The 11,761-nt window shown below is 70.5% G+C and carries 9 protein-coding genes; 2 read left to right on the top strand and 7 right to left on the bottom strand.

The window, feature by feature from the left end; translation table 11 throughout:
• Positions 1-152: 152 nt before the first annotated feature.
• Positions 153-1,970: a glutamine--fructose-6-phosphate transaminase (isomerizing) gene (glmS, locus tag ACIQOE_RS05720; protein WP_351323075.1), complete on the bottom strand. Its 1,818-nt coding sequence runs from the start codon at positions 1,968-1,970 to the stop codon at positions 153-155.
• A 20-nt stretch (positions 1,971-1,990) separates the two neighbouring features.
• Positions 1,991-2,248, bottom strand: coding sequence for a hypothetical protein (locus ACIQOE_RS05715; protein WP_351323076.1), 258 nt, complete (start codon positions 2,246-2,248; stop codon positions 1,991-1,993).
• Between the two features lie 165 nt (positions 2,249-2,413).
• Between ACIQOE_RS05715 and ACIQOE_RS05710 the strand changes: the two genes are divergently transcribed.
• Entirely contained in the window at positions 2,414-3,979 is a 1,566-nt protein-coding gene (locus tag ACIQOE_RS05710; protein ID WP_401409798.1) for a fibronectin type III domain-containing protein, read from the top strand.
• 86 nt (positions 3,980-4,065) lie between these two features.
• Here ACIQOE_RS05710 and ACIQOE_RS05705 read toward each other — a convergent pair whose 3' ends face one another.
• On the bottom strand, positions 4,066-4,923 hold the full coding sequence (locus tag ACIQOE_RS05705; RefSeq protein ID WP_401409796.1) for a DUF4429 domain-containing protein: 858 nt from the start codon (positions 4,921-4,923) through the stop codon (positions 4,066-4,068).
• A 108-nt stretch (positions 4,924-5,031) separates the two neighbouring features.
• Between ACIQOE_RS05705 and ACIQOE_RS05700 the strand changes: the two genes are divergently transcribed.
• Positions 5,032-6,651, top strand: a complete 1,620-nt coding sequence (locus ACIQOE_RS05700) for a beta-N-acetylhexosaminidase (RefSeq protein ID WP_401409794.1) — start codon at positions 5,032-5,034, stop codon at positions 6,649-6,651.
• Positions 6,652-6,713: 62 nt separating this feature from the next.
• Here ACIQOE_RS05700 and ACIQOE_RS05695 read toward each other — a convergent pair whose 3' ends face one another.
• Genes ACIQOE_RS05695 through desA form a run of 4 tightly spaced genes read right to left on the bottom strand, consistent with a single transcriptional unit; the run spans position 6,714 to position 11,722 of the window.
• The gene (locus ACIQOE_RS05695) at positions 6,714-8,483 is read right to left on the bottom strand and encodes an IucA/IucC family protein (RefSeq protein ID WP_401409792.1); all 1,770 of its coding nucleotides are present in this window, start codon (positions 8,481-8,483) and stop codon (positions 6,714-6,716) included.
• On the bottom strand, positions 8,480-9,022 hold the full coding sequence (locus tag ACIQOE_RS05690; protein ID WP_399008053.1) for a GNAT family N-acetyltransferase: 543 nt from the start codon (positions 9,020-9,022) through the stop codon (positions 8,480-8,482). Before ACIQOE_RS05690 ends, ACIQOE_RS05695 begins: the two co-directional genes overlap by 4 nt.
• Positions 9,019-10,296: a lysine N(6)-hydroxylase/L-ornithine N(5)-oxygenase family protein gene (locus ACIQOE_RS05685; protein ID WP_365563673.1), complete on the bottom strand. Its 1,278-nt coding sequence runs from the start codon at positions 10,294-10,296 to the stop codon at positions 9,019-9,021. Before ACIQOE_RS05685 ends, ACIQOE_RS05690 begins: the two co-directional genes overlap by 4 nt.
• On the bottom strand, positions 10,280-11,722 hold the full coding sequence (gene desA, locus ACIQOE_RS05680; protein ID WP_365563676.1) for a lysine decarboxylase DesA: 1,443 nt from the start codon (positions 11,720-11,722) through the stop codon (positions 10,280-10,282). The genes ACIQOE_RS05685 and desA overlap by 17 nt, the downstream gene beginning before the upstream one ends.
• Positions 11,723-11,761 lie beyond the last annotated feature (39 nt).

Here is an 11,761-nt window from a genome sequence, read left to right as displayed (position 1 = left end):
CCCCGGGGGGGGGGGGGGCCCCCGGGGGGGGGGGGGGGGGGGGGCGCCCCGGGGGGGGGGGGGGGGGGGCGCCCGCGGGGCCCCCCCCCCCCGGGGGGGGGCGGGGGCACCCCCGCGACAAGCCCCCACCGGCCGGCACCGGATGAACGGCCTTACTCCACCGTCACCGACTTCGCCAGGTTCCGCGGCTTGTCGATGTCGCGGCCGAGCGCCTTCGCCGTGTGGTACGCGAGGAGTTGGAGCGGGATGCCCATCAGGATCGGGTCGAGCTCGTCCTCGTTCTTCGGGACGACGATCGTGCGGTCGGCCTTCTCCTGGTGCCGGTGGGCCACCGCCAGGATCTTGCCGCTGCGGGCCTTGATCTCCTCCAGGGCCGCGCGGTTCTTCTCCAGCAGGTCGTCGTCGGGGACGATCGCCACCGTGGGCAGTGCCGGCTCGATCAGGGCCAGCGGGCCGTGCTTCAGCTCGGACGCGGGGTAGGCCTCCGCGTGGATGTAGGAGACCTCCTTGAGCTTCAGGGAGGCCTCGCGGGCCACCGGGTAGCCCCGGACGCGGCCGATGAAGAGCATCGAGCGGGCGTCGGCGTACTCCTTGGCCAGCTTCTCGATCTCCGCCTCCTGGTCGAGGATCTCGGAGATCTGGGCCGGCAGCCTGCGCAGGCCCTCGATGATCCGCTTGCCGTCGCGGACCGAGAGGTCGCGGATGCGGCCGAGGTGCAGGGCGAGCAGGCCGAAGGCGACCGTGGTGTTCGTGAAGCACTTGGTCGACACCACGCAGACCTCGGGCCCGGCGTGCACGTACATGCCGCCGTCCGCCTCGCGGGCGATCGCCGAGCCGACCACGTTCACCACGCCCAGCACCCGCGCGCCCTTGCGCTTCAGCTCCTGGACGGCGGCGAGCACGTCGTAGGTCTCACCCGACTGGGAGACCGCGATGTACAGCGTGTCGGGGTCGACGACCGGGTTGCGGTAGCGGAACTCGGAGGCGGGCTCGGCGTCCGCGGGGATCCGGGCCAGCTCCTCGATCATCTGGGCGCCGATCATGCCCGCGTGGTACGAGGTGCCGCAGCCGAGGATCTTCACCCGCCGCACGGCCCGCGCGTCCCGGGCGTCCAGGTTGAGGCCGCCGAGGTGCACGGTGGAGAAGCGGTCGTCGATGCGGCCGCGCAGCACGCGGTCGACCGCCTCGGGCTGCTCGAAGATCTCCTTGTGCATGTACGTGTCGTGGCCGCCCATGTCGTACGACTCGGCCTCCCACTCCACGGTGGTCGGCTCGGCGGTCGTGCGGGTGCCCTCGGTGGTGTACGTGCGGAAGTCGTCGGCCTTGAGGGTGGCCATCTCGCCGTCGTCCAGCGTCACTATCTGGCGGGTGTGGGTGACCAGGGCGGCGATGTCGGAGGCGACGAACATCTCCTTGTCGCCGATGCCGAGGACGACCGGGGAGCCGTTGCGGGCCACCACGATGCGCTCGGGGAAGTCGGCGTGCATCACGGCGATGCCGTAGGTGCCCTCGATCAGGCGCAGCGCCTGGCGGACCCGCTCCTCCAGGGTCTCCGCCTGGGACCGGGCGATCAGGTGGACGAGGACCTCGGTGTCGGTCTCGGAGAGGAACTCGACGCCGTCCGCCTCCAGCTTGCGGCGCAGGTCGGCGGCGTTGTCGATGATGCCGTTGTGGACGACGGCGACCTTCTGGTCGGTGGACATGTGCGGGTGCGCGTTCACGTCGGAGGGGGCGCCGTGGGTGGCCCAGCGGGTGTGCGCGATGCCGGTGGTGCCCTTGAAGCGCGCCGGGACCTTGGCCTCCAGGTCCCGGACCCGGCCCTTGGCCTTGACCATCTTCAGGCCGGCCGCCTTCGGGGAGGAGACGACGATGCCGGCCGAGTCGTAGCCGCGGTATTCCAGCCGCTGCAGGCCCTCCAGGAGCAGAGGGGCCACGTCACGCTTACCGATGTATCCGACAATTCCGCACATATATGGGTGTTCCGTATCCCTCAGCCGTAGACCATGCGACGCAGCTGCCGGAGGGTGAGCTCCGGCGGGGCGACCGCCCTGTACTTCAGATCCGCCTCGATCCGGTCGAAGATCTCCGCGTTCACCAGGCCGTCCGCCTGGAGTTCGCGGTGGCGGCGCCGGACGTAGTCGCCGGCCGTCTCGTCGAAGTAGGCGAGCACGTCCTGTATCACCCGCAGCGCCTCGCCGCGGCTCAGCGGCGTGGAGCGCGTCAGATGATCAACAAGTTCGTCGTGCACCCGTAGATCCTGGAGTACGAGGCGACGGTTTAGCAAGAATCCTGCCCGATTCCGGGCAACGGCCTGTTGAATCTCTTATGGGGCTCTGTTCGCAGCCTGTCCATCCTGTGTCTTGCGCCACGTCGCTTGTGGAGACGAGTTTCAGACGCCATGGACATTCCTCGTATGGGCGTACCCGATGAGCTCGCCGACCGCATGAGCATGGCCGAGCAGCACGAGTACCTCCGCGCCAGGTTCTCCCGGCGCTCCATGATCAGAGGCGGGGCCGTGACCGTCGGCGCCGTCACGGGCGGCTCGTTCGTCCTGGGCGGCACCGCCCAGGCGGCCGCCCCCACCCGGTCCTCGGCCCCCGCCGGCCAGTACGTCGACGGCGCCTACGTGGCGCCGTTCGGCCGCCACCTGGCCTTCGGCAACGACGCCGCCACGGAGATGACGATCTCCTGGCAGGTCCCGGTCGCGGTCAAGAAGCCCTTCGTCCGGATCGGCACCCACGCCTCGCACCTCTCGGTGAAGATCCCGGCCGAGATCCGCACCCTCTACACCCCCGCCGGCATCGGTGCCAGCGGCGACCACACCCAGTACTACGTGCACGCCAAGCTGGCCAACCTCAAGCCGGGCCGGCAGTACTTCTACGGCGTCGGCCACGAGGGCTTCGACCCGGCCGCCCCGCAGTACGCCAGCACCATCGGCACCTTCACCACCGCCCCGCGCCACAAGGAGCCGTTCACCTTCACGGCCTTCGGCGACCAGGGCGTCAGCTACCACGGCCTGGCCAACGACGCCCTGATCCTCGGCCAGAACCCCAGCTTCCACCTGCACGCCGGCGACATCGCCTACGCCGACCCGTCCGGCGCCGGCAAGACCGCCGACACCGGCTTCGACTCCCGTGTGTGGGACCAGTTCCTGGCCCAGACCGAGTCGGTCGCCAAGTCCGTGCCGTGGATGGTCTCCTACGGCAACCACGACATGGAGGCCTGGTACTCGCCGAACGGCTACGGCGGCGAGGAGGCCCGCTTCACCCTGCCCGACAACGGGCCGGACAAGAAGAACCTGCCGGGCGTCTACTCCTTCGTCCACGGCAACACGGCGATCATCTCGCTGGACCCGAACGACGTCTCCTTCGAGATCCCGGCGAACCTGGGCATCTCGGGCGGAACCCAGACCAAGTGGTTCGAGGGGCAGCTCAAGAAGTTCCGCGCCTCGAAGGACATCGACTTCATCGTCGTGTTCTTCCACCACTGCGCCTACTGCACCTCCACGGCGCACGCCTCGGAGGGGGGCGTGCGCCAGGAGTGGGTGCCGCTGTTCGAGAAGTACACGGTGGACCTGGTCATCAACGGCCACAACCACCAGTACGAGCGCACCGACGTCATCAAGGGCGACAAGGTCGTCAAGAAGCTCCCGATCGGCGAGACGGCCTACTCCGAGACCGAGGGCGTCGTCTACGTCACGGCGGGCGCCGCGGGCCGCAGCCTGTACGCGTTCACCGCGCCGGACTCCTACGAGGGCCACCTGAACGAGGTCGACTCCGTCGCCTCCTTCATCAACACCAAGGACGGCAAGGTCAACGAGACCGTCACCTGGTCCCGGGTGCGCTACCTCAACTACTCGTTCCTGCGCGTGGACGTCGAGCCGGCGCCGCGCGGCCAGTACGCCAAGCTGAAGGTGTCGGGCATCGCCGAGACGGGCGACCGCATCGACCACTTCACGGTGGCCCGCAAGGCCAAGTAACACCCCCGGACAACACCCCGCGGAAGGGGAGCGGGTGGTCCCGCGGCCGTACGAGGACCACCCGCTCCCTCCGTCTCACATCCGTCTCACATCCGCCTCAGCACCGCCTGCTTGGCCGTCGCGAACTCCTCGTCCGTGAGCACGCCCGCACGGTGCAGCTCGCCCAGTTCGCGCAGCCGCCGCAGCAGCGCGTCGTGATCGGCCTCCGGCTCCCGCGCCGCCCCGGACCCGCCGGGCCCGGCCGCCGACGGATGCGGCAGCCGCGCCTGCACCGCCGCCGCGACCAGCGCCATGAGCGGGTCCCGCCGGAACCCCCACAGCTCCACCGCGTGCGGGTCGTGCTTGGCCCGCACCCCGGCCGGGGCGCCGCGCACCCGGAATCGCAGATGGCCGTTCTCCAGCCCGGCGGAGGGCTGCCACTCCACCGCCAGGATGTCCGCCAGGGCCAGCGTGCGGGGTCCCGCGGCGGCCTTCACGTCCTCCGTCTTCCAGTTCCACTCCAGCCGCACCCGCTCGCCGTCGAAGCCCGCCGTGCCGTCCCCGGCCGAGACCGACAGCGGCAGCCGCGGACCCGGCAGCAGGTACCCGGCCACGGGCGCGCCCGGGACCCGTTCGGCCGCCAGCGCGTCGCGCACCTCGTCGGCGACGTACTCGGCGACGCCGTACCGGTCCGGTTCCACGGTCAGCAGGTAGGGGTCGTGGGGCTCGGTGAGGCGGCCGCCGGTGGCGTGCAGCAGCGGATCGGAGCCGTCCCGCAGCCGCAGCCGCAGCCGCCCCGACCGCCGGCCCCGCTCGAACGAGACACCCGCCAACGCGCCCAGCGGCACGACCAGTTCACCCAGTGCCCGGCGCAGCACACTGACGTTCCTGTCCCGTCCCGGAGTCAGCCGCAGGGCGTCTCCCTCGAAGGACCAGGTGGCCTCCTTCTGGATGATTTCCGCCATGGGGGAATTGTTCCACCGCGAGAACCGCCGGGTGGTCTCGACCAATCCGGGCCGGTGGTGCATCCTCGGCCGAGTCCCCTGCACCGAGTTCTGCCGAAGGGAGCGCATGTGCGACCGCACCACAGAACGACTCCCCGTCCTCCCCGTACCCCCCGCCTGGCCCGGATCCTCGGGTCCCTGCTGCTGGTCGCGGCGGCCGGCGCGGTCACGGTCGGCGCCGGCCCGGCCACGCCGGCGCCCGGCCCGTCGCCGCTCGGCCGGGTCGTCCCGGCGCCCGCCTCGGTCCGGCCCGGCGGAGCGCCGTACCGCATCACCCGTGACACCGCCATCCGCGTCGACGGCTCCCGCGAGGCCCGCCGGGTCGGCGCCTACCTCGCGGGCGTGCTGCGCCCGTCCACCGGCTACCGGCTGCCCCTGACCGGGCACGGCACCGCGGGCATCCGGCTGAGGCTGGCCAAGGGCCCGTACGGCGCCGAGGGTTACCGCCTCGACAGCGGCCGCGACGGCGTCACCCTCACCGCGTCCGCGCCCGCCGGCCTCTTCCACGGCGTCCAGACCCTGCGCCAACTGCTCCCGGCCGCCGTCGAGAAGGACACCGTGCAGCCCGGACCCTGGCTGGTCGCCGGCGGCACCGTCACCGACCGGCCCCGCTACGCCTACCGGGGCGCGATGCTCGACGTCTCCCGGCACTTCTTCACCGTGGCCCAGGTCGAGCGGTACATCGACGAACTGGCCCTCTACAAGATCAACGAACTGCACCTGCACCTCAGCGACGACCAGGGCTGGCGGATCGCCGTCGACTCCTGGCCGCGCCTGGCCGCCTACGGCGGCTCCACCGAGGTCGGCGGCGGACCGGGCGGCCACTACACCAAGGCCCAGTACCGGGAGATCGTCCGGTACGCCGCCTCCCGCTACCTCGAAGTCGTCCCCGAGATCGACATGCCGGGCCACACCAACGCGGCCCTCGCCTCCTACGCCGGCCTCAACTGCGACGGCACCGCGCCGCCGCTGTACACCGGCACGGACGTCGGCTTCAGCTCGCTGTGCGTCTCCAAGCAGGTGACGTACGACTTCGTGGACGACGTCATCCGCGAACTGGCCGCCCTCACCCCGGGCCGCTACCTCCACATCGGCGGCGACGAGGCGCACTCCACCAGCCACGCGGACTACGTCACGTTCATGGACCGGGTGCAGCCGCTCGTCGCCAAGTACGGCAAGACGGTGATCGGCTGGCACCAGCTGACCGGCGCGCATCCGGTGCCCGGGGCGATCGCGCAGTACTGGGGGCTGGACGACACGGGCGCGGACGAGAAGGCCCAGGTGGCCGAGGCCGCCCGGAACGGCACCGGGCTGATCCTCTCGCCCGCCGACCGGGTCTACCTCGACATGAAGTACACCGAGGACACCCCGCTCGGCCAGGACTGGGCCGGCCTGGTGGAGGTGAAGCGCTCCTACGACTGGGACCCGGGCGACTACCTGCCCGGCGCCCCGGGTTCGGCGGTCCGGGGGGTCGAGGCGCCGCTGTGGTCCGAGACCCTCGTGACCGGTGCCGACATCGACGTCATGGCCTTCCCGCGGCTGCCCGGGGTGGCCGAACTGGGCTGGTCGCCGGCGGCCACGCACGACTGGGACGCCTACAAGGTGCGGCTCGCCGCGCAGGCGCCCCGCTGGGACGCCCTCGGCATCGGCTACTACCGCTCGCCGCAGGTGCCCTGGCCCGCCGCGTAGGCGGACCGGGAAAGACCGGCGGCTCCTCCGAGGACCGTACTCGGGGGAGCCGCCGGCCCCGGTCAGAACCCCGTGACGGGATTTTTCAGGGTTCCGACCAGCTGGAGGGCGCCCGACGGGTCCGCCAGGTCCACCATCTGCCGGTTGTTCCGCAGCTGGAGCCGGTTCAGGCAGGACAGCGCGAACTCGGGTGCGAACATGTCGTACTGCGCGAACCGGTCGGCGAGTCCGGGAGCCGACTCCTGGTACTCACGGGTGACCTCGGCGACCGTCCGCCAGAAGTCGTCCTCCGTCAGGACCCCTTCGGCCGCGAGGTTCGCGGCGAGGAACCGGAAGAAGCAGTCGAAGACGTCCGTGAAGATCGACAGCAGCTTCTTGTCCTCGGGGACCTCGACGCGCAGCCGCTCGACCGCGGGCGGCAGCACCGCGTCCGGGTCCATCACCGCGATCTCCTCGGCGATGTCCTTGTACACCGCGCGCTGCACCACGCCGTCCTTCAGGACCAGGATGACGTTCTCGCCGTGCGGCATGAACACCAGGTCGTAGGCGTAGAAGCTGTGCAGGAGCGGGGTGAAGTAGGCCTTCAGGTAGGCCCGCAGCCAGTCCCTCGGCGCCAGCCCGCTCCGCTCGATCAGCGCGGCGGCGAACGAGGCGCCCTCGTGGTCCACGTGGACCAGGGAGGCCATCGTCGCCAGCGTCTCGCCCTCCCCGAGGGACGGCACCGGGCTCTCCCGCCAGAGCGCGGCCAGCATCTTCCGGTACGGCGAGTAGCGGTCGGTGGCCCGCTCGTACTCCAGGTGCCGGTAGCCCACGGCCGCCCGCTCCCGGATGATCGACAGGCCGGTGGACCTGAGCACCGGGTCGGAGTCGACGAGCTGCGCCAGCCAGTCGTTGATCGCCGGGGTGGCCTCCATGTAGGCGGCCGAAAGACCGCGCATGAAGCCCATGTTGAGGACCGACAGGGCGGTCTTGACGTAGTGCTTCTCCGGATGGCTGGTGTTGAAGAAGGTGCGGATGGACTGCTGGGCCAGGTACTCGTCGTCGCCCTCGCCCAGGCACACCAGGTGCTCGCGGGCCACCTCGGCCGCGAAGGTGACCGCCAGCTTGTTCCACCACTGCCAGGGGTGGACCGGGATGAAGAGGTAGTCGGCCGGGTCCAGGCCCCGGTCGCGCAGCACCCCGTGGAAGCGCTCGACGGTCTTCTCGCCCAGCTCCTCGCGCACGAAGGACTCGTACTCGATGCCCACGCCCGCCGTGAACGCGGCCCGCGAGGTGTGCGCCGCCAGCCAGACCAGCCGGACCGGGCTCGCGGTCTCGGGGGCGTACGACAGGTACTCGTGCACGCCGAAGCCGAGCCGGCCGTTGTTGGCGACGAAGCACGGATGGCCCTCGGTCATCCCGGTCTCGATCGCCTGGAACCCTTCCCGTACCAGCTCGGCGACCGGGACCTGCGGCTTGGCCAGCTTGTAGCAGGTGCCGGAGAGCGTGGAGGAGATCTCCTCCAGGTAGACCGGCAGGATCTCGTCGCTCAGGCCCAGCGAGTCCTTCAGGTCGATGAAGAAGTCGAGCGCGGCGAGCGGGAGTTCGGCGCCGTCGCGGACCCGGCTGACGGAATCGGCGTCCACCTGCCAGTGGTCCAGGGCCCGGCGGACGGCGGTGAAGCGGTAGCGGGTGAGCCCGTCGTCGCTGCGCACGACGTACGACTCCCCGTCGGGCTCCGGGGTGATCAGGCGTTCGTGCGCGAACTCGGCGAGCGCCTTGCGTATCAGGAGCCGGTTGGCCTTCTCCCAGCGTTCGGGGGAGAGGTGGGCCACGGCGTCGGCGAGGGTCATGCGGCCACCGCCCGCTCGAACCGCTCCCGGGTGCAGAAGCTCAGCAACGCCATCTTCTCCGGCTTCTGGATCTCGCCCACGGGCACGAACCCGACGGCCTCGTTCAGTGCGTGCACGGCCGTGTTCTCCACGTCCGGTTCGACGACGATCCGGCGGGTCGCCGGGTCCTCGAAGAGACGCGCCACCACGGCCGTGATGACGGCCCGGGTGAAGCCGTGCACCGGCGTGTCGGTGGCCGGGGTCAGGAAGTGCATCCCGACGTCGCCCGGCTCGGGCTCGTACAGCCCGACCAGCTCACGGTGGGCGGGGTCGTAGTACTCCATGAGGAAGGCGGGCCCGCCGTCCTCGCCGAGGCCGAGGAGCGCGTGGTGGTGTTCGTCGGCGGCGATCTCCATGTAGGCGCGCTCGACCTCCTCGCGCCGGGCGTCCTGCATCATCCAGTAGGCCGCCTTGGGATGGGTGACCCAGGAGTGCAGCAGCTCGCCGTCCCGGAGCGGGTCCAGCGGCCGGAAGGTGAACGTCGTGGTCATCGTGGTCATACGGCGAACTCCTGGAACGCGATCGTCTTCTCCACCGGGTAGTACTCCGAGCCGAGCAGCTCGCGGATGATGTACGCGTTCCGGTAGGGGCCCATGCCCAGGTCGGGGCTGGTGATGCTGTGGGTGTGGACGCCGGCGTTCTGCAGGAACACGCCCCGGCCGGTGACGTCGATCGCGTAGTTGCGGGCCACGTCGAAGTTGCCGTGCGCGTCGTAGCGCAGCCGGTCGCGGACCGGTGCGAGGAACTCGGGCTCGGCGTACCGGTAGCCGGTGGCCAGGACCAGGCCCTGGGTGTCCAGCTCGTAGTCCTTGCCCTGTTCCTCCTGGCGGAGGCCGAGGGTGTACGTGCCGTTGTCGTAGGAGACCGTGTTCAGGCTGGAGTTGGTGAGCAGGCGGGTGGGGACCGGGCCGCCGAGGTTCTTCTGGTAGAGCAGGTCGAAGATCTCGTTGATCAGGTCGCCGTCGATCCCCTTGAACAGGCCCTTCTGCTCGGCGGTGAGCCGGTAGCGGGTCTCCTCGGGCAGGGCGTGGTAGTAGTCGACGTACTCGGGGCTGGTCATCTCCAGCGTGAGCTTGGTGTATTCGAGCGGGAAGAAGCGCGGCGAACGGGTCACCCAGTTCAGGCGGTAGCCGTGCACGTCGATCTCGCTGAGCAGGTCGTGGTAGATCTCGGCGGCGGACTGGCCGCTGCCGACCAGCGTGATCGACTCCTTGGACTGGAGCTCCTGCTTGTGCCGCAGGTAGCGCGAGTTGTGGATGAAGTCCCCGCCCAGGCCCCGGCAGGCCTCGGGGACGTACGGCGGGGTGCCGGTGCCCAGGACCAGGCGGCGGGCGCGGTAGGTGTCACCGGCGGCGGTGCCGACGACGTACAGCTCGTCCTCGTACCGGACCTCGGTCACCGTGGTGCCGAAGCGGACGTTGGTCAGTCTGTTCGCGGCCCAGCGGCAGTAGTCGTCGTACTCCACGCGCAGCGGATAGAAGTTCTCGCGGATGTAGAACGAGTACAGCCGGCCCTTCTCCTTCAGGTAGTTGAGGAAGGAGTACGGCGAGGTGGGGTCGGCCAGGGTGACCAGGTCCGACATGAACGGGGTCTGGAGGTGGGCGCCCTCCAGGAACATGCCGGCGTGCCACTCGAAGTCGGGCTTCGACTCCAGGAAGACGCCGTCCAGTGCGGCGATCGGCTCGGTCAGGCAGGCGAGGCCGAGGTTGAAGGGCCCCAGTCCGATGCCGACGAAGTCGAGGACGGCGGACGGGTTGTCAGGACGCGCGGTCAAGGGACTCTCCCAGGTACTGCTCGGCGTGGCCGGCGATCAGAGCGAGGACGGCGGCGATGTCGGCCGTCGTGGTCTCGGGGTTGAGCAGGGTGAACTTGAGGTAGTGGCGGGCGCCGACCTTGGTGCCCGCGACCACCGCGTCGCCGGAGGCGAACAGCGCCTTGCGGGCGTACAGGTTGGCGCGGTCGATCTCGGCGGGGTCGGTGACGGCCGCCGGGATGTACCGGAAGACGAGGGTCGACAGGGACGGCTCGACGACGACGTCGAAGCGGGGGTCGGCGGCGAGCAGCCGCCAGCCCTCCGCGGCCAGGTCGCAGACCTCGTCGAAGAGCTGCCCGATGCCGTCGGCGCCCATGGTGCGCAGCGTCATCCACAGCTTGAGGGCGTCGAACCGGCGGGTGGTCTGGAGGGACTTGTCGACCTGGTTGGGTATGCGCTCGGCGATCGTCCGGCGCGGGTTGAGGTACTCCGCGTGGTAGGTGGCGTGGCGCAGGGTCGCGGCGTCCCGGACCAGCAGGGCGGACGAACTCACCGGCTGGAAGAAGGACTTGTGGTAGTCGACGGTGACCGAGTCGGCGCGTTCGATGCCGGCGATCCGGTCCCGGTGCTTCAGGGAGGTGAGCAGGCCGCAGCCGTAGGCCGCGTCGACGTGCATCCAGGTGCCGTACTGCTCGCACAGTTCGGCGATCTCGGGCAGCGGGTCGATGGAGCCGAAGTCGGTGGTGCCGGCGGTGGCGACGACCGCCATCGGCACCAGGCCGTCGCTCACGCAGCGTTCCAGTTCGCGGGCGAGGGCGACGGTCTGCATCCGCCGGTCCTGGCCGACCGGTACGCAGACCACCGCGTCCTGGCCGAGGCCGAGCAGTTTCGCCGACTTCTGCACGCTGAAGTGGCTGGCCTCGGAGGCGAAGATCCGCAGTTTCGCCGCGGAGTCGGTCTTGCTCTCCTCGCGGGCCAGCAGCAGCGCCTGGAGGTTGGACTGGGTGCCGCCCGAGGTGAACACGCCGTCGGCGGCCTCGCCGAGACCGATGCGGGCGGTCGTCCAGTCGACCAGTTTCCGCTCGATGAGGGTGCCGCCTGCCGACTGGTCCCAGGTGTCCAGGGAGGAGTTGACGGCGGAGAGCACCGCTTCGCCGACCACCGCGGGGATGACCACCGGGCAGTTGAGGTGGGCGAGGTAGCGCGGGTGGTGGAAGTAGACGGCGTCCCGGAGGTAGACGTCCTCCAGCTCGTCCAGGACCGCGGTGGTGTCGTGCAGCGGCCGGTCGAGGTCGATGCGGTCGATGACCGGGGCGAGGGCGTCGGCGGTGACGCCGGTGAACGGCCGTTCGGTGGTGGCGAGTTTGGCCGCCACCCGCTCTACTCCTTCGGTCACGGAGCGGCGGTAGTGCTCCGCGGTCAGGTCATTGAGCAGGTGCGAGCGCATGTGGGGGTCCTCCGGGGACGATCCGTGCGGGGGAGGGGA

It is taken from the genome of Streptomyces sp. NPDC091282 (genome assembly GCF_044757385.1).
Classification (GTDB): Bacteria; Actinomycetota; Actinomycetes; order Streptomycetales; family Streptomycetaceae; genus Streptomyces; species Streptomyces gramineus.
This window is presented reverse-complemented; position numbering and strand designations above follow the sequence as displayed.